Here is a 25,931-nt window from a genome sequence, read left to right on the forward strand (position 1 = left end):
CTCGTAATCGTTTATACACTATTTCAAATAAAGCATGTTATTACAATTTAAAGACAAGCTTTCTTTCCAAACTGCTTTCTTCAACATAACTATTATCCTTGTATATAACCTGGGCAAACGCCAAAAGAAAAACATTATGAGTTAGCTGTACCAATCCAGCTTCCATAATTCCATAAATTGAATATATAAACAATATCACCAATAAAAGTCGATTCTTGGCATTCTTCTTCATTAACAAATAATAGCCAACAATAAATAGAACAAAAATAATGGTTCCAAATCTAAGCCATAGGTTAGCGTATCCATTATCAAAATACATACGTGCTCTAATTCTGATAATTCCATTCTCAACTGCTGCAGTACTGAATTTTTTTCCAAGTAAAGAACTTCCAAATCTCTTATACACCTTATGAGCCCAATAAAATCTTCTGGAAATAAGCTGATCAATTAGTCCCAAAGTAGGTATGAGTCTTATATCCACCACCGTAAAAAGTATGCTCAAAATTCCTATCAAAGCACTACCTATACGTAATATCACATTCACATAATCGATAAGATTCGATTCCTTTCTCTCCAATATTTTCAAAATCAAAATTAACGTAATATACGCAAGCACACATATTGTAGCCGTTTGTGAGTCAGTAACTCTATGCATCCAATACCCTACAACTCCAACAACCGTAAAATGTGCAAGTCCAAAGCTATCCCAAAATGCATAGCTAAAGCAGAGGATCCATTGAAACACTCTTAACCCCAATTGATTAGGATGGGCAAACCCCAGTGAATGTCTAGGCATACCATGTCTATACATTACATAATCCGGAATATAATTGATTTTATATAGAAAAATAACGAATACTATACCTACCGTCAGAACAACAAATGCCACTTTTGCCATCTGCTTCAAATGACACTTTTTAGAAGCCACAATAAACAACCATGCTGCTAACAAATATTGGAACCCACTATTTATAGTAGCTATAAGCACTAATGCTGTAATCGAAGAAATAATAGCCATATCATATTTGGTATAGCTTTGAAAAAACACAATCTGTACTACAAGCATTATACTAACTAGTACCGTTACTCTATCTTCGTATACAGATTTAGGCATTTCATTAATGTATTCCAAAGTGGATTTAAAAAATATTTCGCTTCCAAACCACAAAACGAAAGTCAGATAATACCAAAAATTTGAAGGTATTTCTATATTGAATTCAGTAATTTTTTTATTCACCATACTCTATATCTTCTTTTTATTTCTAATCAAATAAAAAACATATAATAATCCTGCAATATTCATTAAATATTTATATAAATCTTTTTTCTTTTTAGTTAGCTCATATAATTCGCGGCTTTCCCGCTTGCAGTTTAAATGTAATTTCAAACTATTATATACTATGCCATTAAGTAATTTTTCAGTAGCAAATATAAACTCCTTATTTCCAGAATATTTGTCATATAAAACCTTATTTATTCTTAATAGTTTCTTATTATCAAAAGTCGTTATTGTCTGCGTTATCATATAATATGAATCTGCCAATATTTCGTAACACAACACTACCCTATACTTCAGCGAAGCTCTAACCATCCAGTCATAGTCCTGCCACATAAACAGCTCATTATCAAATTTAATATCATTAACCACCTGACGTTTTGCTAATATCATGATGGTATCTGTAATACCTTGACCCTGAAGTATTTCCTTTCCAACTATTCCTTCTTTATAAAGAGGTATTATTTTCTCGTATTCAATGGGATAATCATGCCTTTCGATCCTACAAAGGCATATATCTGCATCATATTTTTTTAGGCACTCTAATTGTTTTTCCAGCTTACCTTTTCTCCATGTGTCATCACTATCAAGAAAAGCAACATAATCTCCATTTGCAACATCAATACCTGTATTTCTCGCAATACACGCACCAGATCTAGCATCTAATCTTATATATTTTAAATTCTCATAACTACATGCTTTTATTCTTTCCTCCGTATTATCATCAGAGCAATCATCAACAACAATAATCTCTACATCTTTGTATGTTTGATTATTTACGCTATCTATTGCCCGAACTATAGTCCCTGCTCTGTTATATGTTGGTATTATTACCGAAACCATACTCCCACCCTAAACTGTTAAATACATCCATAAGTTACGCTTGCAACGATATATTCTGTGTTTTATAAAAATCCAAACCCTCTTTGTTTTACGTTTTGATTCAAAATCCTCTAGATCCTTTATCAAATTGCTATCTTTTTCCAACCGAATCGAAATGTATTGCATCTCTATAGCTTGTTTAATAACCTTCTCTGTCCTTTTTTTCGACCTTAATATCTGGTTTCCTCTAAAAATATTACTGATATAATTTATATATCTTCCTGCAGAAAGATCTTTTTGCGCTCCAATTAAATTATCAGCATGCTGCCTATATCTGACATATTTATGATCAATATACTGTATTTCACCCGTAGCCGAAGCAACTATGGCCATCCACCAATCATGCTGAATAATGTTATCGATTGACTGAAATTTGAGGCATTCTTTCTTCAATGCTTCATTTATCATGCAAGAGCAACCTGCTACAACATTCTGTACTATCAGATTTCTCAATTCCAATTTTTCAGGGTCAAGTCTGCAATAATGAAGAAAAGAATCTGATATCAAATTATTCCTTTCATCGACAACATACATATCTGAGAAAAACAATACTGGTTTAACACTATTAAAATATATACTTTTATATTTTTTATAAATCTGTTCTATCTTATTTATTTCCCATATGTCATCCTGATCGGCAAAAAAATACAAATCTGCTTCTACTCTTTTTAACATTTCAAGAAAATTTTTTTTGGAACTTCCAGTTTTTTCAAACTCCATTATCCTAAGTCTATCAGGATATGCTCCTTTGAATTCTTTTATAATGCTAACCGTCTCATCTTTCGATCCATCATCATGTACATAACATATAAAATTCGAATATGTTTGCTGAACTATTGACTCTAACTGTTCCCGTATATATTTTTCTCCATTATATGTTGCAAGAAGTACTGCTATCATAAATCAGTTCCTATCAAGAATTCGGTCTAATCTATCAAACAAATGTCGAACACTAAATTCATTTTGATAATTGAAATCTATATTTTCTCTTGTTTTAATCCAATCAAAATCTATATCATCTATTTTTTCAAAATACCTAACATATTCTTCATTATAAAGTGGCATAGCTTTAACATTTTTATTGTTTGTAATTATCTTTTTATTCAATATTACTGCTTCCAAATATCTAAGAGAGGATGTCTTTTGCCCCTCGCATAACACTTCCAAAATACAATTAGACTGCATTATCTGCTTTAATACCTGTCTATAACATATACGTCTTGTCTTATATATGTCCTTATTTTTTAGAAAGAAACTCAAAACAGCTTTTTTTCGATCAATAACATTAAAATCACATTTCAAGCCATTCATGCATGCTCTGTCATATAGATTTTCAATCAAATGACTACGTTTTTTATTATATCCAACAAAAAACAAATCTGTTTGTATATCTCTCTGTCCTTCGTTCGCGCAAATATCCAACGGCAAACTGAAATGATTGATTCCATATTTTTGTGCATCATTATCATCAAATGTCATTACAACATCAAATATATCAAAGCAATCCGAAATGGAATTCCACCCCCCATTTGATTTAAAATCCAAAGAATCAAATAATAGCAATACAAATTTGCATTTTCTCTCAGTTTTAAACTTAATCAGATACTCTTTATTTATTTCTCTATCAATTTTTAACCCCGGTGCAAGAACTACTATATTTTCATAATTATCGTCGAAATCAATATACTCTAACACGTGATAAGCAAACCAGGCATTTTTATTAATCCATGAAAACAGCCATGAAAATCTATTAGAAAAGCATACGTAAAAAACAGCCTTTAATAAACTATTAGTAATTTTAAAACTAGGATAATATAGCTCAACATTATCTGTTATTCCGGATTCAATTCCCAAAAGTGATTCATGTATTGCACTTCCACTTGTTATAACATAGTACTTTCTCAAATTATTCCATCCCTCACTGATGTGTTGGTTCCTAAATGTACTGAAGATATATCAAATTCAATTACACTTCTTTCCATTTCTCCTTTATAAGTTGAATCAATTGTCATTAAAGTTCTATCCCTTGTTATTCTTGGGTGTGTATCACATCTATATTCTCCATACATTCTAGGATCAGAAAAAACACAGACCAGCTCACAGTATTCACTATCGTATATATCAGCCATAAATATATGTTGATAATCACCTTTTAATGGGTATGTATCAGAAATTATTACATTTCCCCCCTTTATATAACTAGGATGACCATCTCTAACAAGCTTTGGATTTTCGAGTATTCTAGCATTTGATTCTACATTGCAGATATAATATTTACCGTCTGTCGATGTAAATATCAGATTACTTTCATCAATCCAACAGTAATGTGAAGTAACTATTTCTCTAGTAATTAACCTTCTATTTTTACTTTTAAAGTCATAATAATACAAGGCATTTTTCCAAAGCATATTCTTTCCTTTTGTCCACACATAAAAAAAGATAAATCCACTTCCATTAGGACTAATCGATATATGATTCACATAGCTTTCGTATTCATCTCCAACATGGTTTTCCAATGAAAGCTCTCTTAGATTAATCAAACATCTAGTCTCTCCTGTTGCCATATCTTCAAAAAAAATGCCATCATCAACTGGAGCCACCTCATTTTGCGTTAAATCCACAAAATTTGAATAGCCATATCCTGGCCTTAATCTCTGCAATCTTGCAAAATTCAATGATAATCCATAATCAGCTCCGGGACTAATATCATAAAAAGCTCTGTTATACCTATGTATAAGCTTCTTTTCATTCATGTCCCACAATTCAGTACAATAATTGCCGTTAGCCGTGTTATTAAAAAAAATACAATCTTCTTCAAGTGGATTCCACCTTAATCTGCTACCCTGCTGCCAATTCCACGCTTTGCTAGTTGCCACATCCTTAATTTCACCATTTCTTTTGTCAATGTATGAAATCGTTATTTCGTCTATTCCTGATATAGCTCCTTTTTTTAGCTTATGGACTAGAAGCTTACTATTATCAGCATTTCCTTGCTGAATATCATAGTAGCCAAAAAACAGATGGTACCCATCAACTGCATAAACCCTATGCTCAAGCTCTGTAATAATTTTCCCTACAGTACCCTTTTTGATATCATCAAAATATTTCTTACTCTGAATAGCTTTCTTTATCCTTTTTGTATTTTTTTCGCCTATCACACATTTAATTAACTGTTTCATGAATAATCACTCAACTTTACTATTCCAATCTATTGATTCCAAAAACGGTAATACAGATAAAGACTCCGAACAACGATACTCACATGCTTTATCATAATACATAGTTTGAATATCTTCATTCTCTAAATAGGTCTTATATGTAAAACTATTGTTATGGTATTTCTGCGTTTGAACGATTTCCCTGTATTTTTTATTATCCCCTTCCATAAATTTATAATGTCTAAGGACAGATAATATCGGAATATTATAGTTCTTTTGAAATGGTATTGGCTGATGATCTGTCCATAAATCTTCTTCCTCTGCATAGATCATTGGTATCTTACCCAAAGCTTCAGAAAAGTTTTTACCAGTTTGAAATACACGCTTCCTTGGTCCGCCGCGAATCATCCTTCCCTTACCATCATTTGTTTCTATATATGAGTCGTCATCAAAAAAGCGATACTCTCTCACAAAATCTTTTTCATTATCCTTGTATAATTCATGTGAACTATACATATCAAGCATAACTGCGCCTGCTCTTTTATATCCTCGTTGTGTTAAATAATAGACAAACTCCGTAATATTATGATTTTCCATCCCCACATAGGAAAACAACTCATCTGAATCAACAATCAAATACCACCTATTATATCCATATATATCTTGTATTTTTCTGACCCATGCAGTTTTTATCCCAGTAGCATATGATTCATCAGTCCAATAAACATCCACATCGAGCCCCATAAGAAATTCAAGAGTCCCATCAGATGAATCATTATCTATAAATACCATATGTTCTATTCCTAATGCTTTATGATATTCATATACTGCCTTTATACGTTTTAAATCATCTTTAACACAGCAAATTAATATTATATTATCGACAACATATTCATTTTTCTTTTTGCATATAAGTTTCCCTCCACCTAGATAACTATCTATGAATTCTTGCGCACCTGCCTTATCAAAATAAACTATAAATTTCTTAAAATTTTCTATTAACTTTTCATCGGCTTTAAAATTTTCTCCCTTAAGGTTCCTTCTTCTGTAATCATCTATAATGCCGAAATTATCTTTAATTTTTTTGTAGCTTCGCAAATTATGAGATATCCATATAAAAAATAGGCTCATTGGTTTAGGAACAGCCCCTAGAATCTTTCTTGCTGAATCACTTATCATATCATTTATGTCCCATCAAAATAATGTGTATCACATTTATTACATAATGCTAATCCTTTACGCCCACAAGAGATCATTGTTTCTCTAACACTTCTATATTCCTTCGAATACCATATATGCATCAACGAGTCTTTTTGAACATCTCCAAGAGTGTATTTTCCCAAGGCATCATTACAGCATAGACTACACTTGCCATCCGGTCTTACTACCATTTGTCGAAAAGGATATATACAGCCTTTTCCAACCCCCCAAAGCGATGCTTTTCTCTTATTAGGAGCTTGTCCTCCACGAGAACTTAAAATGCTCATTGGCTTCTTGTTATCAATAACTACTTTATTCAATAGATCTTTTTCTTTACAAAATTCTCGTATTTCTCTAATATTATTTGGCAACTCTCCATTCTCGGAATAGTTATCTATAACCAACAGATCTAAATATTTTGTGAGTTCTATTGTTTTCTCAATATCCAATAAACTTCCATTTGTATATAACGTAAGATATGAACTAGGAACCTTTTCTTTTGCATATTGAGAGAACTCAACTATTCTATCATCAAGCAAAGGCTCATTGTTAGAGAACAAATGCAATTCCCCACTATACTTTAATCCAGATAGCTCATCTATTATTTTTTTGAACAAAAAATCCGTCATTTTGGCATATGGTCTTTGTTTCTGATTAGCATTAACAGGACAAAAAGAACACAATCCATTGCATCTGTTTATTGTCTCAATTTCAATGTAAGAAAAAAGCGGAATATCATTTATGTTTACCTTTTTCATGAATCTACCAATGAAAAAGTAATAAGGCACGGTGTATATAGTCTGCCTAATCTCGCCAGAGATCATTCTATGCATAATAAATCTTACGACTGTTTTTAATGGTTGTTTTCTCATTCTTTCTCTTCTATTTTTTATACATTTGTATATACATTTTTGTAACCGCCTTTTGCGGAATCAGCAAAAAAACTCTCCCTGCCACAAAAGATAATAGAGAATGTATTGGACATTTTATCGAAAATGTCTTTTTCCTTACATAAGCCATATATTCTATTTCTTTTTTGGAACTTCTCCACTGAGCCATTTTTTCTCTCACTCTATAATTAGTTACCTTTATTGGCAGATTAGCTATTCCATAACCTTCATGTATTATTCTTAGCCAAAGGTCAATATCTTCAGATGTTTTAGTCAATGACTCATTATAAAGAAAGCCACTATCTATAAGCTCTTTTCTAAACATTGTACTGGGATGATTAAAAGGACTTTTATATGTCGAATGCATATATAGTTTCAATCCCTTCAATGGATATTTTTTTTCAGAAAAGACATATCCAGATTCATCCATCAGATTAACTTGCCCACCAATGACGTATATATTGCTATGTTTTTCCAGAAAGTCCACTTGTTTCTCAAATCTTTCTTTCAAAGCTATATCATCTGCATCCATCCTCGCAATATATTTGCCCCTAGCCATTTTTAAACCGACATTAAGCTTTTCTGGAAGGTACGCATGATGTCCTTGTCTAACTAGCCTAATACGTGGATCATTATATGAATTCAATTTATGAATCGTTTCTTCATTAGTACTATCATCTATTATTAGTAATTCAAAGTTTCCATAGGTCTGAGCAAGAATACTATCTATAGCCTCTCCTATTATATTCGAAGGCTCATTAAACGATGCCATTACTACAGATACTAAAGTTGCTTCTTGATAATCATTTTTCATCCGTTAATTGCTCCGCTACAGGAATAGGTACATAATCATCTGTACCTTCATTACAATAATTGCATGCCAAAAGATATCTTTTTTGGTTAAGCTCATATATTTCTTTTCTTAATTGCTCTCTACTTTTATCACTAGCGAAATCAACATATTCACTTTCCAAATCAGGAATTCCAAGTTTTGTTCCAAATGCAGCTCTCGGACAAAAATATAAACGTCCATCATGCAAATTTCTACATATCTCTCCACAATTTGCGAATTGTCTTTTTAATTCCTTTTTATTTCGCCCTCTAAAATGTAAATCACCTGGATCAAACCAATTTTTCTCATCTGAACCACGAATTACACAATTTATTCCATTATCGTCACATAATGTTTTTATCTCATCTCGTTTGCGTGACAACTTTCCATAATCACTAATTTGTATCTTCAGTTTTGGGTTTTTCAAAGTTTTTAATAAATCCTCGGATGGCAATATGGTACCATTTGTCACAATTTCCACCGTCTTTACCTTGTCGCTGTTTAATGCTTCAATAATAATTGGCTTTAAATTTTTATACAGAAAAGGTTCTCCTCCAAGAATTCTAAATATCTGAATAGCATCGATTGTATCAAATAGTTTCTTCTCATACTTTAATAAGTCTTCCGTTTGAAAATCTCTTGGTTTTTCAAAATACGGCATCATAAATACACAGTTCTTGCACCTCAAATTACACCTTTGGGTAACCGGAAGTTCAACATGATATAAATACAAATAATTCCCACCCCTATATAAAACCCTACAAACAAACCTATAAAAAGGAAAAAGTCTTGCTCTCAGTATTTCTCTTTTAACCCCAATATGCTTGCCTTTTTCAGCGAAAAAAAATATTGCTTCTAGTAATCGTTCCTTCATATGTCAATCCATTATCATCATCAAAAAACAACTGATATACTGTTTTGTTATCCTATCCAATTGTATCTTCTTTTGAAATCACTCTCATATTTTTAATATAATTCCATGCATATCCGTTCATTCATATTACTGCATACAACACAGTCTCATGATTTCTTCTAGTATGATGTCTTACATACAACCTATACTCTGGTACAAGCTCATGAATATACTCCGCAATTCGAATCATATCCTCATCACTATGATATATACAAAGTGCTAACTTTGGCTTATTTCTGCATATTGTTTTCTCTGCGCCATGCAAAGCATCCCATTCCGCACCTTCAATATCCATTTTTATAAACGAAGCACCTTCACATTCAGGAGTATCATCGATTGAACAAATTTTTATTGAAATATTATCTTGCCCTTCATATACCACATGTGAAGAACTGCCTGTGGATTTAAAATAACCTTTTCCGCTTTTTTACCCAAGCCAGCTTTGAGAATCTTTACACGTTCGTCATTACCATATCTCTTCCTAAGTAGTCTTTCATTCAAGTCTCCAGGTTCAAATGCTATTACTTTTTTAATTGTCTTTTTTGCTTTTTTCTTATTACAACACTTATTTAGTTTATCAATGGTATCGCCATTGTACGCGCCACCATCTATAAACACTTCACCGTCCTTCAGGCTAATTATTCCATCCACAAAATACTGATCCATTAGTGACCACTCATTACTTCTTATACGTCTTCTTTCAGTTCGGTATTTGATAGCTGCATCATATGCTAACCTAGTGTCGTGGCAAGTTCAGAATTAATTTAATCTCCAAGCCTGAGATCTACTCAAGCTTGGGGTATAAGGAAAGCAGCTTTATCCTTGCTTTATCATTAGTGAATTGCCACTTAACCTTTGCCTGCTTTGCGTTACGTTCTGACTCCCATGCAGAGAGTTCAGACTTAAGTTTGTCAATGCTTTCAATTCTCCTTGATAGGCATTGTTTTGTCATTACATTTAATTCAATCTCAGCAATGTCCAGCCAGCTTCCGTGCTTTGGAGTGTAATGGATTTCAAGCCGTTTCTTTAGACGGAATGCTTCTTCTGGACGATACTTTTTGTATAACGATGCAACCTTATGTGTATTAAGATTGTCCATAACGAGAATGATTTTGTCAGCATCCGGGTACATCACATCGCAGAGATATTTGATTTCTTCTGCCCAGTCAGTAGCAGTACGATGCTCTCTGACACTGACATGATGTTTTCCAGCAAGTGGTTCAATAAATGCAAAGATGCTGCAAGTACCATTTCTTATGTACTCGGAATCAATTATTGCTGTTTTGCCAGGCTTCATAGGAAGAGGCTCACGCACTTCTCCGAGTAACTGTAATGGCTTTTCATCCATACAAACGACTGGTTCTTTTGGATTATAAGGGCGTTCATATACATCGAGAACGTCCTCCATGCAAGCTATGAATTCTGGGTCCTCCTTTTTGGGGATACACCAGTATCTGTTCCGGTGAGGTTGCAGTTCGTTTTTTTTAGAGTGGTACGTATGGTTTCTTTGCTCACAGGTTCTTCAAGGACAATTTTGCATTCATCTTCAAGCATTCGAAGAGTCCATCTTGAATGACCTTCCGGAGCTGGGCTGCAAGCAATTTCAATGATGCGTGCTTCGGCACGTCCATCCATTTTGCGACGTGCGTTGTCAGAATTAACATTACGTTTTAAAGCTATTACGGCATCAATACCACCATCTCTATAAAGCTTTGTTATGTTAGAAACTGTTGCAGGACAAACACCATTTGCTCTTGCACTTTGGCTGTAGGTAAGACGTTTGCCGTGGTTATTATCAAGATCCATGAGTACATGACACCTGCATTTAAGTGTCTTACAACTTGATTTCTTTTTTGAAAGTGAAGAAAGTGTATTGTACTCCTCATCAGTTAAGTAAATTGCATTTTTGTTGGGTTTTCCTGCCATAAGTAACCTCGCCGTTTTCTTTTAATTATAATGGAAAAGCCCAGCAATTAATAGCCTTAATTTAATTAAATGTCAATTAGACAAGACACTAGATTGATCATCCGCAAGCCATTCTTTTATTTTTTCCACTCTATCTTTATTATGTTCAAAATAGTCCCTACTCTTCTTAAGATATTTTTCGGGATTCTTTCTACTTTTCACTGTTCTAGGATAATTTATAACATCACCGATTACCACCGTAACATAATGCTGTTGAAGCCATGCTATTATCCCCAGCATACCCTCGCTTTTCTGCATCATATGATATCCATAGTAGATAGCCTCTCTAGCCGACATAGCTCTCCCATCATCATTAAAAACGGCAGCCACGCCCATTCAATCCAGGCGCGCTGCCGTTAATTAATCAGAATATAATATGCCCCAGATTATAACTTTTTTCATTAAATCTAACCCATAAGAAAATCCCCATAGAGCATGTAACTCTATAGGGATATTATACGCCAAAAATAGGCATTTGTCATTGAAAACAAGCCATTATATAACCTGGAACCCAGGCTCATTTCTTTTCCATGAGTACTTTAAATTCCTCAACAGTTAGATTTGCTCTTTCAGCGGCAATTTCGATGTCAAGGAGGTCATCCTTAACTAAATCAATCAGAGTTTTTATAGTACCTTGCTGTAACCCTTCTTCTAATACAAGTTCACTTATATTACACATGGTGTTAAGCCTCCTCTCTGTATCTTCATTCATCTTAAGACCATATTTTCCTGCAAGCTTTTTCTTTTTGTCTTCAAGCTTTTCTTTTCTAAGCAATTCTTCAAGCATTGCAATCAGCTCATTCTTGGAAGCAGAAAGATCTTCATTCCTTCTAAGTCTTATAATAACGCCCTGAACTTTATCGATATTATCAAGGCTCATGTCTTTTCCATATATCGTATCCTGAACAAATTGGATTCTATTTATAGAATCTTCATCATCATTGGCATCCATGCAAATCCATATACTTCTAACAGCTTTAAGATTATCATAATCAGACTTTGCAAACTCAACCTCTTTTTGAGATGATATCATACGTCCAAGATAATACAGTATTCTGTTATCAAGATGATAATGGAGTTTATTTTTATCTGAGCTTTTTTGTGCCTCAATATTTATCAGCACTTTAATCTGTTCTTCCCCAGCATATGCAGAAAAACGAATATCAAAAAATATTTTTCCCTCTCCTGGAACGTTATCTTCTTCTGACTGTTTCCTGATTCTGTCCGTCGTATTTGTATGCCCTGGCTCAATTCGGATTTTAGATATTTCAGGTTCATCAATATTATTTATGATATCATCAATACTTTCACTCTTGAACTCATCAAGAGTATATTTCAAAATGCGTGCCAAAATTTGCTTATCTGCCAACAATTCCTTAACGCTGTCATCATATTTGGCTCTATCTCTAGTGATTTCAAGTGATTGTGCTAAATTTGTTTCCATCTGTTGTCCTTCTACTTAGATTATCATATCAATTATTTTTATCTGCAACAACTTTTTAAATATATCATCGAACTTATGTTTTGTAAATCTGAATTTTTGTGGTACCATTATATAGTAATATTTACTGCAATCTCGCATATTTGCATATAAATATATCTTGTTTTCACACTGTTAAACAGGAAGTGCTGTCATGTCTAAACGGCAAGTAGAAACCATCAAATTTTGGCAGTTTATTTCCATCGTTTTTTGGCAGTTAACATCCATCACTTTCATATAACGCCCACGGATCAGTTTAATCCGTGGGCAGTTCTATATTTATTAGGATTCCAAAAATTTTCCCATCATTACGAAATTTTTGGTTTCATAATAGGATAGCTTTGAATAGAAATGTTTGTGCATCTCATCGTTCACACTGTTTAGTTCTATGATAGAAGCGTCATTCTTACTAACTTCTTGTTCCAGTATCTTTATAAAGTCAGTACCATAACCTTTTCCTTGAAAGCCCTTAAATATAACAATCTCATCAAGGAAGTAGCCTCTTATATCGTCGAATTCCTTGAAGTAACCCATTAAATATCCGGTTATGCTGTTATTATCATCAAGCTGAACCATACACATAGAGTCTTCCATAGTAAGTACCTGGTGGATTCTTTTGTATGCCTTTTCATATATCCAACAGCAATCTTCCACAGTGTTATAGTATTCAATGTTCTTTTCTACTGCATAGGCCAAATCTTGTTCTGTCATTAGTCTGTAATTCATGATTTACCTGCCTGATATATTTTTAATCAACAAGGATAATCTTATCACAGTACTGTAGATGTAGAACACTTTCATACGCTTCCCATTTTCAGTGCTCCTTACAAGCATATTTTTGGCATGCTCAAGCAGATGTTCCCTATCAATCCATTCCATATCATTAAATGTCTCAATCAACTCCCTCTCTTTTGTTCCGATTGGAATTATCATATAATCCACACTCCTTCCCCAAGCCACGATTTTATCAAGCCTCTTTCCATATATTCTTGCCTTTTTGAAAAGCTTCCAGCTTCATAAGTTTCTGCTCATAGAGCTTTTTTAGTCGTGGAATTCTTATTTGCCGTTCATATAAATCTTTTTCATATACGTCAAATCTCATGCAAGCTTTCTCCAAGTCAACAGCATTTCTGTCCTGGACATATGACAGTAGTTTGCTTTCCCTGGCTATAAAAGAATGTGTTTTAATTGATGACAACTTTACATGCTCAAGCTCTGTATAAGGAATGTTATAAAACATAGAGTTTCCGGAATCGTATATAGGGGCAAATCCTTTTATTTCAAGAGTATCAGGATTACGAACAACAGCTATATTATTCATATGCCTGTCCGTATTAGATATAAGATAATCTGTCATTATCTCGTAATCCATGAACCTTGTGAAATCATCATCACTTATTCCAATACTGACGCATACCTTTTTGAGCGGATAATATAAAGATTCATTTTGTTTGATTTTTATTGTTTGAAGTAGCTCCCACGCACTTATACACTCCAGATTCTCACTGCAAAAATCATAAGACATGCAACCGATGCCTTCTATTCCGCCCTCCACATCAACTGTGGTAAGCTTGTATTCTGTATGATTTGTGAATCCTTGCTTTTGGTGAAGATTTGTGGCAAAAATTTCATTTAAGCTCTGTTGATAAGAACTTCCATAGTTCCCTTTGACCATGTATCTTTTTCCGTTTTCATCTATGCACCATTTTTTCTGTAGTTCTCCCTGGGAAGCCGCACATTTAAATCGTGTTTTATTGCGCAAATCTATAATATGATCCTTATTTATCGTTAGTTCACCAAAGGTATCTACAAAATCATTTGCAAACAGATTTACATCTTCCCATGACAGATCCTCTCCGCGAGGTTTTATCCAATAACAATCTGACAGGCTAAGTGCGAGATTATCGACTAGTGCGCTATTAGTAGATTCATATCCGAGTTTTTGGAGGGCAGACTTAGCACCATTCCTGGTCTTGGGGATTGCACGGTCTTTCCACCATTCATGAAATCTAATGTCATTCATTCTGCCGCCTAAAGGAAAATGGTCAATTTGAGCTTCATTCTTTTTGTAGTTTCCAAGTCTACCATCCTCAGATATTTCCATCAGGCAAACCGGTATATCTTTATGCATAAGATAATATTCAGTACCAATTTTTCTCACGTTTTAACTCCATATTATATCTTCATTCTTGTCATATTCGCAGTCTTTCTCAAATTTCTCGCGTATATCATAATAAGAATCAAACATATCCTTAACATATAATGGAAGGTTCTCCCGCTTAACGCCTTCAAGAGACGTCTTGATTCGTATCGTGTTACCAAGAGAATCTGTAATGCTATTAGAACTCTTATTATAGTAATATCTGTCTCCATTTTGAGCCTGGATGATTTCCGAATAGTTTTCAGGAGTTGGCAGAAGCATTGATAACATACTCATAATATATGGAGCAGGTCTGGATTCTCCCTGCTCCCACTTTCTCAATGTACTTACAGGTATTCCATACATCTTGGCAAATGCTTTTTGTGTCAGCCCTGTGTTTTCTCTTAATTCTTTCATAGTTATAGCCATATATGCGTCTTCCTTTCAAATGAATTGGTGTATCCTATTCGGATACCCAATTCTGTTTACTATCCAATATGGTTATCTATACTAATATAGTATCCTATTTGGATACTATAGTCAAGTAAATCACCCCAGGCTTATACTATTTACTTATGCATTTTATTCAATGATTTCCAAGCCTTTGCCGTATGTTTTGAATTATCTCTTTTGGGTCTTGTAAACTTAATTACTCCACCTGATATTTTCCCTGTAACAGATTGGTGGCACTGCGCGCAAAGCACTGTAATCCTTCCACTTCTCTTAGTAAGCTTATAGAAATAATTGTTTCTCCCATGTTTTCCTGATAATGCAGCAGATGTGCCTGTTACTAACTGGCTGCTTTCATTGCATCTCGAACATGTACGAATCTGCGTAACCTTTACATTTTTGCCTTTTACTTTAATCGACTTAATGGACCAGTTTCCATATTTGTGATCTAGCTTATTGCCTGATTGCTCAGTAGTCTTAAGACCGCACGTACTACATTCTTTTTTGATAACCTTCGGAGCCTTGCAGGTTGCACCTATGGTATCAATCCTCACAAACTTATGATTCTTTGTCGGTATTACTTCTGTTTCAATCACTGCGTTACAGTTCTTGCATATATAAGACTTAATGCCTACAGAAGCACATGTGGGCTCTTTTGTTCGTTCCCACTTTCCCTTATGCTCTTTCTTTTCAATATATTCTGTTTCCAGAATCTCTTCGCAATCCTGACATACTCTGACGTCTTTGCCCATTTTGCTGCATGTCGGCTTAACCAATGTGACCCATTCATAGTTTTCATGTGTACAATTTTCTGCATGCACAGTGCCAGCCGGTGTTGGTGTCCACAGAAAAGCTGCCCCCGATACAGCTATAGCTACAGCCATTCTTTTTAGCCTTCTGACTGCTTTAATATTCATTTACAAAATTATCCTCCTGTTTTTTCTTTTTCAGTTACGTAACAAATAAAAAATATCCGGGATATTATCTGCCGTTTGTCTAACAGCAGCCACGTCAAGAAATGACGTGATAACGAAATTATCACTTTTCAAAATAGAAAGCAAGTGCCTTAAGAAAATCTTAAGAACCTAAATCAGGTATCTATGCACCCAAAAAGTCAGTAAATATCTGTAACAGTGCCCACTATCATACATCGATATTATTTTGTATCCAAGCGCTTGCATTATTATTTCAGTTGTGTTATTTTATTCTGGCATCATTCCTGATGCACCGAAATGGTTTTCAATCATTCGTATTTTCCAATGTTATTATTTTGCGCGCAATAATGAGGAAAAAGTTTTTAACAAGGAGATTTTATGCCAATTAGTAATATAAAAAGCTCCTCCGATATGCATTACCAATATATGAATGCTACCGGAGAGCTAAAATACAATATGACCAACGACTATATGTTTCGAATGGTTTTACAGAGAGATAAAAATACTTTGATTAATCTTATTAGCTCTGTGCTTGACCTTCCACTATCAGTAATTGAAGATGTAAAAATAGAGAACTCCGTTGAACCCGGAAAAGCTATAAGCGATAAAGAGTATCAGCTTGATATCCTTGTACTACTAAACGGTAACACTTATATCAATCTTGAGATGCAGGTTGTCAATTACGATAACTGGACCAATCGCTCTCTTGCCTATCTTTGCAGACGTTTTGACAATGCTGCCCGTGGAAAGGATTACAATACAATAAAACCTGTCTATCACGTAAGTTTTCTTGACTTTACTTTATTTGAAGATCATCCTGAATTCTTTGCAAAATACCAAGTTAGAAACGCAATAGACAACTATCTGTACACTAACAATTTCAATCTGTACGTGATAGAATTAAATCATACAAACATAGCAACTGACAACGATAAGCGCCTTGGTATAGACAACTGGGCTAAGCTTTGCAAGGCCAGAACCTGGGAGGAAATCAAGATGATCACACAGGATAATCCTTCAATGGACTCCACGGCTGAGTCTATATATCTTTCTAATTCCGATTTTGCTATTCAGGAGCAATGTCGCGCCAGAGAAGATGCTATTGCACATGAAAAATACCAAAAAGAACAACTAGAAGAAAAGGAAAGACAAATAGAAAATCTTTCCGCTCAAAACAAGGCTTTAACTACAGAAACAATTTCTCTTTCTGCAGAGATATCGCGTCTTACAAAGCTCTTGGAAGATAACGGAATCAAACATTAACGTCCATATATAGTAAAAGCGGCTAACTCTTGAATTAGCCGCTTTTCATCAATTAATCCTGCCACATTCATAGACTGAGAGCTCATGCCCCAGCAGTTCTACGATCCTGAGTTCATCAACAGCATCGTTAACTGCATTGTGCGTTTCGCAATATCTCGTATCTCCGCTAAGCATCCTGAGTATAGGTTCTACTCCATAATTGCTTTTTAATCTTCCGGTTTTACAGCACAGAGCACCTTCCGGGATTGCGTGATTATACTGTTTATAAGCTGCGATTCTCATGATATCGAACCATTCAAAGTCATCCAGCTCCGGTAATAATCCGTGATCAAACCTTGCATTATATGCGAAGATTTTACTTACGCCCATATTTTCCAGATATCTGCTAAGGTCAGCTAATGCATCATCTCTTCTGCATTTTACAGCTTTAATATTCCCTTTATAGAGCACATTTGAGAACATTCCGCCAATCAGGCACTCCGGTTCAAATATGTAATATTTCTTAGCTACACATTGATGACTATCCTCATCTGCTATAGCAACGCCAAGCGACATTACTTCGTTATTCCAGTTGGTCTCAGTATCTATCACAGCAAAAAGCCTGCTATCAGCTACTATCTCTTCTCTACTATCAGGTACTGCGCTAACAACCTCCTTAGTGTTCTTTATCATGTTAAGAAAATCCAGTGAACTACTTCCCAATTTACACCTCTTATTACTTATTTTACTTTTCTGTTTCCAGCCAGAACCTCTCTGTAATCCTCAAGGTTCTTTCTGAGGAGATCCGGAATCTGAAGCTCATACGGGCACTTACTAAGGCAGGCACCGCATCTTACACATTCTTCAATCTTATTCATCTCACCCTGCCAGTACTCGGAGAGCCATGCATCACTTGGAGCGCGGCGAAGCATCAGTGACATACGATTACACTGATTTATCTGAATACCAACTGTGCAAGGCATGCAATATCCACAGCCTCTGCAGAAATCACCCATGAGCTCTTTTCTCTCAGCGTCAATAAACGCCTTTATCTCATCATCCATCTGAGGTGTGCTATCAATATATGAAAGCCATTCATCAAGCTCTGACTCTCTCTGGATTCCCCAAATCGGCACCGCTCCCTCAAACTGGTTAACGAATGCCATAGCAGCCTTTGAGTTGGTTATAAGGCCACCTGCCAGGCCCTTCATGCAGATAACACCCACATTATTTTTGTTACATATATGAATCAGCTCTATCTCCTGATCAGTAGCAAGGTAACTTATAGGATACTGAACAGTCTCATACAATCCAGATTCAGCCAGTTCCTTTGCAACTCCAATCTTGTGAGCGGTTCCTCCGATATGCTTTATCTTGCCCTGCTTCTTTGCTTCAAGCATGCACTCATACATACCGGTTCCGTCTCCGGGCTTCCAGCACTGTCCCATAAGATGGAACTGATAAATGTCGATATAGTCTGTTCTCAGGTTCTTCAGCGATGTCTCTAGATGCTGCCAGAACTCCTCCGGTGTCTTTGCTCCTGTCTTGGTAGCGATGACGATATCTTCTCGTTTTACATAGCCATCTCCAAAGGCTGCTCCAACTTTCTCCTCGCTGTCACTATATGCTCTCGCTGTATCAAAAAATCGCATGCCACCATCATAAGCTTTGCGAAGCAATTTAACAGCTTCTTCCTGTGTAACTCGCTGAACAGGAAGCGCACCAAACCCATTCTGTGGAACAGTTATTCCTGTACTTCCCAATGTAATATTTTTCATAGAAACCTCCCAATGAGAACTTAGCATATCTCAATTTCCATATTAAAAAACTCCCCCGCAAGAACTGCGGAGGAGTCTGCCTATTACTATTTTATCAATATGCGCCTTCCGATTCAAATACAACCGGAATAGTTTTTAAAATAAGTTTTATGTCTGTGGTAACGCTCATATCCTTAATGTACTTAAGATCAAGCTCAACCCACTCATCCCACTTGATATTAGCGCGTCCGCCTACCTGCCAGTAGCATGTAAGACCGGGCTTTACTATGAGGCGCTGCTTTTCATAAGCATTACACTCTTCCATCTGGCTAAGTAGAATCGGTCTTGGTCCCACAATACTCATATCACCCTTGATGATATTTATAAGCTGCGGAAGCTCATCAATAGAGTACTTACGGATAAACTTACCCACACGGGTTACTCTTGGATCATCCTTAATCTTGAACGCATGTCCTGTCTGCTCATTTTGAGCCTGCATACGTTTAAACTGTGCCTCCGCATTTTTGTACATACTGCGGAACTTATAAATCTTAAAGGGTTTTAAATCCTTTCCCGCCCTCTCCTGAGTAAAGAAAACCGGACCACCATCCTCTAACAGAATTGCTATCGCTGTAATCAGGAAAATGGGCGATAACGCAATCAAGGCGAGACTGCTTGCAACCACATCGAAGACTCTCTTGAGTCCCTTATAAATATTTGCTTTGTGGTCATAAACCTCCTGATAAATTAAGCTAATAATCTTCCTGCCTGACACCACAGAGATGTCCTGCTCCTGCCTCATAAGTGCGCTATCATTCATATTGTTCCCCTCATACGCCGATACTGCTGGCGCCTTTCTCTTTTACGAAAAAGGATTTATGTAACAAAACTTACATCCAGAGCTTTTGCCCTTCCTTGAGCTATAACTTATATCCTATAACTCTGCTTAATCATCCTTGGAAGATCAATTCATTTTTATAAAAGCAAATGTTCCTGCTTTATAAACTGTACAAATTACGTGTCCCTCGCGAACCTCATCCACTTGAACTTCCTGCCAAGTACCATTAGGTCCCATTTGGTAAACCTTATATATATCTCCGTTCTTTGCGCAATATACATTGAAGTTAACCTGTGCCTTGCTGAAACGCACACCAGGTGCATATGTCTCGACCACATTTTTTACAGTACCGCCGATACCAGCAGCAAGAATCTTTGCTGACGCAACCTTTCCACTTGTTGTTTCACTCATTACAAAGGTTGCTCTGGTCTTAACTCCATTGATTATTAATTTCCCCCCTTGTCCAACAGGACAAACCTTATCCAACCCTGGAGCATTTAGTACAGTATTTACATAAGTTGGCTGCGGTGTATTATTGCCACCCCCTCCTGATGAAGATCCAACGCTTTTAACCGTAACCTTTGGTTTACTGTCTGAGCCTTTCTTATATTTAACAGTAACTTCTACTTTAGTTTTCTCATCAAGTTTTTTGTATAGTTCTCTAACCATCCCGGAAAGCTCCGTTACATCCCTATTTAAATCAGCAATATGCTTATCCTTAGCATCAACCTCACCTTCAAAATATCCTGCATAATAAGAAGCTGCTTCGGCTGATGGAATATAATCTGGCCTTGGAGGTCTCACAGCAGCCACTGCTGAAATTTTCAATGTAGAAATCATCAATGCCCCCGCCAACAATAAAGCCATTATCTTTTTCATAGCAATTCCCCTTTCTGCATCTTACGACGCAAATATCATAAGAAAGTCTAAATTAATATTATCAAAAATTCGAACTATAAACTATTAAAAAATCATAAAATCTGCATGAATACTGAGTTTATTTTCACTTAATAACGATTAATATACCTATATTGCAGATTTTTCCTGGCTTTATTCATCAAACTGTAGCGTTTCCCGATTAATCGTACCATTCTGATCTTCAACAAGACAGCCCACCACAACCCATTGCTTATCAGGATGTTCAGAATCCACAGTAACAAGGCTCACTAAGAAATTATCCGGTGTAACACCATCTTCCCATCCACTACGAATGTTAGTTGCAGAAGTCCAATCTTTTTTCATGTCATAAAGATACTGCTGGCACTCTGTCTTTTCAGTAAAATCATATTGCTGCATAACATCAGTATTATCTCTTGCATATGCAGTCCATACTTCGTAAGTCAGAATATTATCCTCAATCGCAATCAGCAATGTGTCATGTTTGTTAAAGAAATTTTCATCTGCAAAATTCCATAGCTCAGAAAACATATCGCCATCTTTTGTTGTAGCCCCGTAAATAACAGTGTTAAAATCACACATATCATTCATGTTAAATGACTTAATATATATCCCGCCTTTTTTGCTTTTCTTTTTTCCGGTAATATCATGCGTCTCATAATAAGTATCATCACCATCAAGGTTCTGTGCTAAAGGATAATCTATTCCAGTATCAGGTATAATAATCCACCCAAAAATGTCAGGATTACTTTCAACAAGATCATGCGCATTTTCTATTTTCTGCATAATTTCTTTATCCGAAGTTCCACTGCTTCCGGAATTAGACGACTTAGCCTGATTTCCACATGACGCAAGAACTGCCGCCATGGTCATACCAATCAGAAATATTCCCCCGCCTTTCAGCATCTTATACGCTGTCCATTCTTTATATCGACACATATATCTGTTTCCTTTACCCCTGCACATCAACTTTTTCATAAAAAGTATCAAGAAACAATTCATATAGTTCATTCTGGTCTGGATAAAATTCCTCAAATTTTTCGCCAAGTCTCGTCTCCCCCTTAAGGAGCTTTAAGCTGTCCTCATTAAAATCATATCCTGCAACTGTTGACGCTATGTATGAAAGTTGGTCAACTGATACATCTGTTACCATCTGCTTACTGATTGCCTTATAGATATCTACTGCAAGTGTAGGCTGACTCTTTGTGGTTTCAATTACCTGCCTGATAAACGCTGTAAGGTACACTTTCTGTCTGGCAAGTCTTTTATCCGCAGACCCGATTTGTTCCAGATCTCTATTCTGCAAAAACGCAAAAGCTGCATCACCATCAAGATGAACTGTTTCTCCTGCCTTAAACTCGTAATCCCCACTGGCAAAGTCAAAGGTCGGTGTCACATCAACACCACCCACCTCATCATTTATTGTTGGTATTGCGCTCATATTTATTGCAGCGTATCCATGGATTGGAAGCTGATAGAAAAGATTACTAACCGCTCTTTTCTCAAGATCACATGATCCCTCAACGCCATCCCCAAAGCCATGTTGAACTGCTATCTGCGCCTTGATGGTATTCACATAATTCCCATACTCATCATACATCTCCACATCGGTCATGGTATTTCTGTTAATTCCGATTACCGTTGTGGTTTCATTGTGTGGATTAAACACAAGCAAAAAAAGTGCATCCGCCTGTCCGCCATTGATCTCGCCATACACCGGAGTCACTTCTTCATCTGTTTTATCAATTCCCATGACCAGAAACGTCATGATGTCCTCGTTATAGTCGTATATAACGCCATCATGCTTAATCCAGTCATCCTGCCACTGCATGGCATTCTCTGCCTGAGTCAGTACTTCTGTGCTTGTGGTAACCGGCGCACTCTTGGCATTTTTCGCAAAAAGGCCAGACTTACCAACCACCCTTGTAACTTCAAAAGCTCCAAGGCCGACAAGTATCAGTGTTACCACTATGCACCATATAAGCAGGATTTTGTTAACACGATTCCTCATACATTAGTTACCTGTCGATTCACCCTCCTGAGTGTTCGCACTACTACCTTCTTCAGAATTAGAACCACCTTCTGTGTTTTCACCTTCCGTAAACAAAGTGGTCTGAGTAAATCCCTCTGTGTTAAAGCCTTCAGTATTAAAGCCCTCTTCACCATCATCAAAAGCTTCGTAATCCGGAGCATTTGTCATAAACTCATTGTATGTTCCTCTGAGACTGTCAACATCCGCATTAAAAACGCGGGACTGCTTCGTCACATTACCAGACATATCGCTTACAGCATAGTAAACCACAGCAGCGCTCTGCTCTTCGTTAAGAATAGTCTTCTCAACTACTATACGGTCGGTGATATCTCCATCCACCGCATCATAGGCAACTACGCCGTTTAACAGATCCGCTTCCTTGGTCTCCCCATTATAAGTGAGATCATACGCAGAGAATCTCATCTCGGGCTCAATCCTGTCTGACATGTTATAAAACCAGACTATGAAAACCGCCATCACTATGCTACCTATTGTAAAAAAGAATGCCAGAATATTACTTTTCACTATAAGCTCACTCAATCCTTTCTAACAACGCCCTCGATATAGTCGAGCTCATCCAGATTACCCTTTGTTGATGCAGGCTTTGGAGTCGGCCTCTCAGCAGCCTTCTGTGGTTGGAAAACTCGTTTGGGATTACCACCTGTCATGCTTCCATTATCAGATGAATCATCCTTTCCGTAGTACTTGCCGTAATACCTGCCGTAGTATCTGCCATAATACTTTCCGTAGTGTCCATAGACACCACCTGTCATATCCACCTTATTTAAAACGGCGCCTATAACCTTGGCTCCCGCCTTATCAAGCTGGCTCTTTACCCTCTGTGCAAAACGGTAGCTTATGGCGTTGTCCTCTATAACCATAACTGTTCCGTCGCACTGCTTTGCGATAACAGCGGCATCGATAACACTTCCAAGGGGCGGTGTGTCGATGATTATGTAATCAAATACATTTTTCATATTGTCCAGGATCTTGCTGAAAATCTGTCCACCCAAAAGCTCACTGGGGTTTGGAGGAATAGGTCCTGAAAAGATAACATAAAGATTCGGAGTATCAGTCTCACAAATTACATTTGACAATTTTTCACGACCAACCAGACAGTGTGTAAGCCCAAGCCTTACAGATCCTGTCTTATATCGTCCTACCATGACCGACTTTCTCATGTCAGCGTCCACAAGCACTGTCTTTTTTCCAGCCTCTGCAAAGGCTCTTGCAAGTGCCATGGACACGCTGGACTTACCCTCACCGGGTGTACAACTGGTGATTGAGATTGCCCTCATGTCTTGTCCACTGAACTCGACGTTACTTCGAAGCGTCTTGTAGGCTTCCTTTATCTGGTAGTTATTTTCGGATTCACTAAAATGTAATGTAGTCTGCTGCATATATTCCCCTCATGTCGCATTTTTTCTTTCTAACGTAACCTTTTGAAAAATGCCATTTATGCAGTATTCCTGCTCTTTGACTTACTATGCTTTTTCTTACTGGTCTGCTCATCCGTTATGGAAGGTATCATTGCCAACGTACTAAGACCAAGATAAGCCTCGATATCATCACTGGACTTAATGGTATCATCCATAAGATAGTTAAGGATTATCACCGCTGAAACAATCACAACTGCTGCGATTCCGCCTATCATAGTCCATCTCTTGGGACTGGGACTATACTTTTCTGTAGGCATGTTAGCAAGCTCTGCTATATTGATAGCATCAATATCCATAACATTCTGAATGTGCTTTGATGCAACCTCTCGCACGCAGTTAGCTTCCTTCATAGCCATCATGGGATCCGAATCCCTGACTGTTATGGCAACGATACGGGTATCATCAGGAGTGCTGATAGATACATGGTCGTTGAACTCATCGTATTCCATGTCAAGGTGAAGTGTCTGGATAACCTCCTCGAGCACATATCTGCTCTTAATCAGCTGTGCATAATCCTGCGTCAGCTGCGTGGAAATCTGCACATCCGAATAGGTTACCGTAGCACCCTCTTCCTTGTTCAATATATAAATCTTTGTAGTTGAGGAATATAAAGGAGTCAATACGAATTTACTGACAAAAAGACACAGTAATGCAAAGAACACTCCTGCGCTTAAGATAAGCCAGGCACGTCCGATCAGAACTGCAAACAACTCACCCAGATTAATTTCAATAACATCATCTTTTCCCATACAACCCTCATAAATATATAATAATGTTAATCTGTCTGAACCCTATTAAGTTCTATATTACTTCGTTCCTAAGTACCTTCATTGCATTGTCATGGAAAATCTTCAGTGCGTACTGCTCTCCGAATTTTCCTTCCACATAATCCCTGCAATCAAGAAGATGTGGCGCTCTGGATCCGTTGTCATGGGCATCCGTAGCAACAAAATGTACCATATCCCGCTTCAATAATTCTCTGGTAAAATGCCTTATTCCAAGTCCATACTTCCCCATTACGCTGTTGGCATTCACCTGGATGTATATTCCCATATCAAGCAGCTCATCGACATACTTCACATGCTTAGCCATATCCGCATAGCGCTCAACATGAGCCAGTATCGGCATGTATCCCGCTGACTGAACCGCATACAACGCATTATGTATGGTCTTATACATATCCGTGGGATGGAACTCTATAAGCACGTATTCCGAACCTGCAAGAGTAGAAGCTCTGCCGCTTTCAAGCTCTTTAACAGTAGAATCGCTGTAGTATATTTCATTTCCGGGGAAAAGCTGAACATTGATGCCCTTTTCGTGTGCCCTGTCCATAAGCTGCGCAGTGTACTCGATCAGATGATCCGGACGTACATTGTGATGCATAGGCTTATGATGCGGCGTCAGGATCATGCCCTTGGTACCCTCTGAAATCGCAGTCTTTAGCATAGCCAGACTGGTCTCAATATCAGGTGAGCCATCATCCACGCCGGGCAATATATGGCAATGAATATCAATTGATGGAACCACGAAAAACTCCCCACTACAACTTGTACTTATACACAATATATTTTACAACATGTTGATTTTTATAGCAATAGTGCACAA

General features: G+C 36.6%; 31 protein-coding genes. 1 reads left to right on the forward strand and 30 read right to left on the reverse strand.

Features of this window, described 5'->3' with window-relative positions; translation table 11 throughout:
• Positions 1 to 40 precede the first annotated feature (40 nt).
• From G587_RS0104575 to G587_RS0104670, 20 genes are all read right to left on the reverse strand, one after another.
• On the reverse strand, positions 41 to 1,240 hold the full coding sequence (locus G587_RS0104575) for a hypothetical protein (RefSeq protein WP_026491280.1): 1,200 nt from the start codon (positions 1,238 to 1,240) through the stop codon (positions 41 to 43).
• A 3-nt stretch (positions 1,241 to 1,243) separates the two neighbouring features.
• Positions 1,244 to 2,119 carry a glycosyltransferase family 2 protein gene (locus G587_RS24155; protein WP_051200723.1) on the reverse strand — a complete coding sequence of 292 codons (876 nt, stop codon included), beginning with the start codon at positions 2,117 to 2,119 and terminating at the stop codon, positions 1,244 to 1,246.
• A 9-nt stretch (positions 2,120 to 2,128) separates the two neighbouring features.
• Positions 2,129 to 3,058, reverse strand: coding sequence for a glycosyltransferase family 2 protein (locus G587_RS21400; protein WP_051200725.1), 930 nt, complete (start codon positions 3,056 to 3,058; stop codon positions 2,129 to 2,131).
• A 3-nt stretch (positions 3,059 to 3,061) separates the two neighbouring features.
• Positions 3,062 to 4,063 (reverse strand): hypothetical protein, encoded by a 1,002-nt coding sequence (locus tag G587_RS0104590; protein ID WP_026491281.1) that lies wholly within the window; start codon positions 4,061 to 4,063, stop codon positions 3,062 to 3,064.
• Positions 4,060 to 5,337, reverse strand: coding sequence for a hypothetical protein (locus G587_RS0104595; protein ID WP_026491282.1), 1,278 nt, complete (start codon positions 5,335 to 5,337; stop codon positions 4,060 to 4,062). The genes G587_RS0104590 and G587_RS0104595 overlap by 4 nt, the downstream gene beginning before the upstream one ends.
• A gap of 6 nt (positions 5,338 to 5,343) precedes the next feature.
• On the reverse strand, positions 5,344 to 6,495 hold the full coding sequence (locus tag G587_RS0104600) for a glycosyltransferase family 2 protein (protein ID WP_026491283.1): 1,152 nt from the start codon (positions 6,493 to 6,495) through the stop codon (positions 5,344 to 5,346).
• 5 nt (positions 6,496 to 6,500) lie between these two features.
• The gene (locus tag G587_RS0104605) at positions 6,501 to 7,388 is read right to left on the reverse strand and encodes a radical SAM/SPASM domain-containing protein (protein WP_051200727.1); all 888 of its coding nucleotides are present in this window, start codon (positions 7,386 to 7,388) and stop codon (positions 6,501 to 6,503) included.
• Between the two features lie 10 nt (positions 7,389 to 7,398).
• Positions 7,399 to 8,220, reverse strand: a complete 822-nt coding sequence (locus tag G587_RS21405; RefSeq protein ID WP_051200730.1) for a glycosyltransferase family 2 protein — start codon at positions 8,218 to 8,220, stop codon at positions 7,399 to 7,401.
• Entirely contained in the window at positions 8,210 to 9,112 is a 903-nt protein-coding gene (locus tag G587_RS0104615; protein WP_026491285.1) for a radical SAM protein, read from the reverse strand. The genes G587_RS21405 and G587_RS0104615 overlap by 11 nt, the downstream gene beginning before the upstream one ends.
• 121 nt (positions 9,113 to 9,233) lie before the next feature.
• The gene (locus G587_RS0104620) at positions 9,234 to 9,533 is read right to left on the reverse strand and encodes an FkbM family methyltransferase (protein WP_026491286.1); all 300 of its coding nucleotides are present in this window, start codon (positions 9,531 to 9,533) and stop codon (positions 9,234 to 9,236) included.
• Positions 9,500 to 9,817 carry a hypothetical protein gene (locus G587_RS0104625; protein WP_026491287.1) on the reverse strand — a complete coding sequence of 106 codons (318 nt, stop codon included), beginning with the start codon at positions 9,815 to 9,817 and terminating at the stop codon, positions 9,500 to 9,502. The genes G587_RS0104620 and G587_RS0104625 overlap by 34 nt, the downstream gene beginning before the upstream one ends.
• Before the next feature lie 118 nt (positions 9,818 to 9,935).
• Positions 9,936 to 10,625 carry an IS630 family transposase gene (locus tag G587_RS0104630; RefSeq protein ID WP_155829423.1) on the reverse strand — a complete coding sequence of 230 codons (690 nt, stop codon included), beginning with the start codon at positions 10,623 to 10,625 and terminating at the stop codon, positions 9,936 to 9,938.
• Positions 10,565 to 11,077 (reverse strand): helix-turn-helix domain-containing protein, encoded by a 513-nt coding sequence (locus G587_RS0104635; RefSeq protein ID WP_026491289.1) that lies wholly within the window; start codon positions 11,075 to 11,077, stop codon positions 10,565 to 10,567. The genes G587_RS0104630 and G587_RS0104635 overlap by 61 nt, the downstream gene beginning before the upstream one ends.
• Before the next feature lie 72 nt (positions 11,078 to 11,149).
• Positions 11,150 to 11,452, reverse strand: coding sequence for a hypothetical protein (locus tag G587_RS0104640; RefSeq protein ID WP_026491290.1), 303 nt, complete (start codon positions 11,450 to 11,452; stop codon positions 11,150 to 11,152).
• Positions 11,453 to 11,633: 181 nt separating this feature from the next.
• Positions 11,634 to 12,560, reverse strand: a complete 927-nt coding sequence (locus tag G587_RS0104645; RefSeq protein ID WP_026491291.1) for a hypothetical protein — start codon at positions 12,558 to 12,560, stop codon at positions 11,634 to 11,636.
• A gap of 318 nt (positions 12,561 to 12,878) precedes the next feature.
• Positions 12,879 to 13,322 (reverse strand): GNAT family N-acetyltransferase, encoded by a 444-nt coding sequence (locus tag G587_RS0104650; protein WP_155829425.1) that lies wholly within the window; start codon positions 13,320 to 13,322, stop codon positions 12,879 to 12,881.
• A 3-nt stretch (positions 13,323 to 13,325) separates the two neighbouring features.
• Complete coding sequence (locus G587_RS0104655; protein WP_026491293.1) at positions 13,326 to 13,529, reverse strand: hypothetical protein; 204 nt, start codon at positions 13,527 to 13,529, stop codon at positions 13,326 to 13,328.
• A gap of 34 nt (positions 13,530 to 13,563) precedes the next feature.
• Positions 13,564 to 14,757, reverse strand: coding sequence for a hypothetical protein (locus G587_RS0104660; protein WP_026491294.1), 1,194 nt, complete (start codon positions 14,755 to 14,757; stop codon positions 13,564 to 13,566).
• A 3-nt stretch (positions 14,758 to 14,760) separates the two neighbouring features.
• The gene (locus G587_RS0104665) at positions 14,761 to 15,153 is read right to left on the reverse strand and encodes a helix-turn-helix domain-containing protein (protein WP_242830033.1); all 393 of its coding nucleotides are present in this window, start codon (positions 15,151 to 15,153) and stop codon (positions 14,761 to 14,763) included.
• 152 nt (positions 15,154 to 15,305) lie between these two features.
• Complete coding sequence (locus G587_RS0104670) at positions 15,306 to 16,103, reverse strand: hypothetical protein (RefSeq protein WP_026491296.1); 798 nt, start codon at positions 16,101 to 16,103, stop codon at positions 15,306 to 15,308.
• 396 nt (positions 16,104 to 16,499) lie between these two features.
• Between G587_RS0104670 and G587_RS0104675 the strand changes: the two genes are divergently transcribed.
• Positions 16,500 to 17,384 (forward strand): Rpn family recombination-promoting nuclease/putative transposase, encoded by an 885-nt coding sequence (locus tag G587_RS0104675; RefSeq protein ID WP_026491297.1) that lies wholly within the window; start codon positions 16,500 to 16,502, stop codon positions 17,382 to 17,384.
• Between the two features lie 48 nt (positions 17,385 to 17,432).
• Here G587_RS0104675 and G587_RS21410 read toward each other — a convergent pair whose 3' ends face one another.
• The 10 genes from G587_RS21410 to G587_RS0104725 form a co-directional block, all read right to left on the reverse strand.
• A complete protein-coding gene (locus tag G587_RS21410) occupies positions 17,433 to 18,086 on the reverse strand; it encodes a hypothetical protein (protein WP_242830034.1) in 654 nt (217 codons plus the stop codon).
• Positions 18,087 to 18,103: 17 nt separating this feature from the next.
• Positions 18,104 to 19,141 (reverse strand): aldo/keto reductase, encoded by a 1,038-nt coding sequence (locus G587_RS0104685; protein WP_026491298.1) that lies wholly within the window; start codon positions 19,139 to 19,141, stop codon positions 18,104 to 18,106.
• A 94-nt stretch (positions 19,142 to 19,235) separates the two neighbouring features.
• Positions 19,236 to 19,940 (reverse strand): sugar transferase, encoded by a 705-nt coding sequence (locus G587_RS0104690; protein ID WP_081673451.1) that lies wholly within the window; start codon positions 19,938 to 19,940, stop codon positions 19,236 to 19,238.
• Between the two features lie 144 nt (positions 19,941 to 20,084).
• Positions 20,085 to 20,837 (reverse strand): hypothetical protein, encoded by a 753-nt coding sequence (locus tag G587_RS0104695; RefSeq protein WP_155829426.1) that lies wholly within the window; start codon positions 20,835 to 20,837, stop codon positions 20,085 to 20,087.
• Between the two features lie 171 nt (positions 20,838 to 21,008).
• Positions 21,009 to 21,833, reverse strand: coding sequence for a class B sortase (locus G587_RS24160; RefSeq protein ID WP_196808849.1), 825 nt, complete (start codon positions 21,831 to 21,833; stop codon positions 21,009 to 21,011).
• Entirely contained in the window at positions 21,808 to 22,866 is a 1,059-nt protein-coding gene (locus G587_RS0104705) for an LCP family protein (protein WP_026491301.1), read from the reverse strand. Before G587_RS0104705 ends, G587_RS24160 begins: the two co-directional genes overlap by 26 nt.
• Before the next feature lie 3 nt (positions 22,867 to 22,869).
• Positions 22,870 to 23,412, reverse strand: a complete 543-nt coding sequence (locus G587_RS0104710; protein WP_155829428.1) for a hypothetical protein — start codon at positions 23,410 to 23,412, stop codon at positions 22,870 to 22,872.
• An 11-nt stretch (positions 23,413 to 23,423) separates the two neighbouring features.
• On the reverse strand, positions 23,424 to 24,287 hold the full coding sequence (locus G587_RS0104715; protein ID WP_026491303.1) for a polysaccharide biosynthesis tyrosine autokinase: 864 nt from the start codon (positions 24,285 to 24,287) through the stop codon (positions 23,424 to 23,426).
• 56 nt (positions 24,288 to 24,343) lie between these two features.
• The gene (locus G587_RS0104720) at positions 24,344 to 25,075 is read right to left on the reverse strand and encodes a YveK family protein (RefSeq protein WP_035785724.1); all 732 of its coding nucleotides are present in this window, start codon (positions 25,073 to 25,075) and stop codon (positions 24,344 to 24,346) included.
• A 52-nt stretch (positions 25,076 to 25,127) separates the two neighbouring features.
• A complete protein-coding gene (locus G587_RS0104725; RefSeq protein ID WP_026491305.1) occupies positions 25,128 to 25,853 on the reverse strand; it encodes a CpsB/CapC family capsule biosynthesis tyrosine phosphatase in 726 nt (241 codons plus the stop codon).
• Between the last annotated feature and the right edge of the window lie 78 nt (positions 25,854 to 25,931).

Origin of the sequence: Butyrivibrio sp. XPD2002, assembly GCF_000423945.1 — a bacterium.
Lineage (GTDB): Bacteria > Bacillota > Clostridia > Lachnospirales > Lachnospiraceae > Butyrivibrio.

Excerpts from the sequence above, each read along its gene's own strand:
- G587_RS0104670 (WP_026491296.1), bottom strand. The coding sequence starts at position 16,103 with ATGAATATTAAAGCAGTCAGAAGGCTAAAAAGAATGGCTGTAGCTATA.
- G587_RS0104615 (WP_026491285.1), bottom strand. The coding sequence starts at position 9,112 with ATGAAGGAACGATTACTAGAAGCAATATTTTTTTTCGCTGAAAAAGGC.
- G587_RS0104595 (WP_026491282.1), bottom strand. The coding sequence starts at position 5,337 with ATGAAACAGTTAATTAAATGTGTGATAGGCGAAAAAAATACAAAAAGG.
- G587_RS21400 (WP_051200725.1), bottom strand. The coding sequence starts at position 3,058 with ATGATAGCAGTACTTCTTGCAACATATAATGGAGAAAAATATATACGG.
- G587_RS0104575 (WP_026491280.1), bottom strand. The coding sequence starts at position 1,240 with ATGGTGAATAAAAAAATTACTGAATTCAATATAGAAATACCTTCAAAT.
- G587_RS0104715 (WP_026491303.1), bottom strand. The coding sequence starts at position 24,287 with ATGCAGCAGACTACATTACATTTTAGTGAATCCGAAAATAACTACCAG.
- G587_RS0104655 (WP_026491293.1), bottom strand. The coding sequence starts at position 13,529 with ATGATAATTCCAATCGGAACAAAAGAGAGGGAGTTGATTGAGACATTT.
- G587_RS0104705 (WP_026491301.1), bottom strand. The coding sequence starts at position 22,866 with ATGAGGAATCGTGTTAACAAAATCCTGCTTATATGGTGCATAGTGGTA.
- G587_RS0104635 (WP_026491289.1), bottom strand. The coding sequence starts at position 11,077 with ATGGCAGGAAAACCCAACAAAAATGCAATTTACTTAACTGATGAGGAG.
- G587_RS0104675 (WP_026491297.1), top strand. The coding sequence starts at position 16,500 with ATGCCAATTAGTAATATAAAAAGCTCCTCCGATATGCATTACCAATAT.
- G587_RS0104605 (WP_051200727.1), bottom strand. The coding sequence starts at position 7,388 with ATGAGAAAACAACCATTAAAAACAGTCGTAAGATTTATTATGCATAGA.
- G587_RS0104665 (WP_242830033.1), bottom strand. The coding sequence starts at position 15,153 with ATGAAAGAATTAAGAGAAAACACAGGGCTGACACAAAAAGCATTTGCC.
- G587_RS0104720 (WP_035785724.1), bottom strand. The coding sequence starts at position 25,075 with ATGGGAAAAGATGATGTTATTGAAATTAATCTGGGTGAGTTGTTTGCA.
- G587_RS0104690 (WP_081673451.1), bottom strand. The coding sequence starts at position 19,940 with ATGAATGATAGCGCACTTATGAGGCAGGAGCAGGACATCTCTGTGGTG.
- G587_RS0104650 (WP_155829425.1), bottom strand. The coding sequence starts at position 13,322 with ATGAATTACAGACTAATGACAGAACAAGATTTGGCCTATGCAGTAGAA.
- G587_RS0104695 (WP_155829426.1), bottom strand. The coding sequence starts at position 20,837 with ATGAAAAAGATAATGGCTTTATTGTTGGCGGGGGCATTGATGATTTCT.
- G587_RS24160 (WP_196808849.1), bottom strand. The coding sequence starts at position 21,833 with ATGAAAAAGTTGATGTGCAGGGGTAAAGGAAACAGATATATGTGTCGA.
- G587_RS0104625 (WP_026491287.1), bottom strand. The coding sequence starts at position 9,817 with ATGGATCAGTATTTTGTGGATGGAATAATTAGCCTGAAGGACGGTGAA.
- G587_RS0104600 (WP_026491283.1), bottom strand. The coding sequence starts at position 6,495 with ATGATAAGTGATTCAGCAAGAAAGATTCTAGGGGCTGTTCCTAAACCA.
- G587_RS21405 (WP_051200730.1), bottom strand. The coding sequence starts at position 8,220 with ATGAAAAATGATTATCAAGAAGCAACTTTAGTATCTGTAGTAATGGCA.
- G587_RS0104640 (WP_026491290.1), bottom strand. The coding sequence starts at position 11,452 with ATGGGCGTGGCTGCCGTTTTTAATGATGATGGGAGAGCTATGTCGGCT.
- G587_RS0104685 (WP_026491298.1), bottom strand. The coding sequence starts at position 19,141 with ATGAAAAATATTACATTGGGAAGTACAGGAATAACTGTTCCACAGAAT.
- G587_RS0104645 (WP_026491291.1), bottom strand. The coding sequence starts at position 12,560 with ATGGAAACAAATTTAGCACAATCACTTGAAATCACTAGAGATAGAGCC.
- G587_RS24155 (WP_051200723.1), bottom strand. The coding sequence starts at position 2,119 with ATGGTTTCGGTAATAATACCAACATATAACAGAGCAGGGACTATAGTT.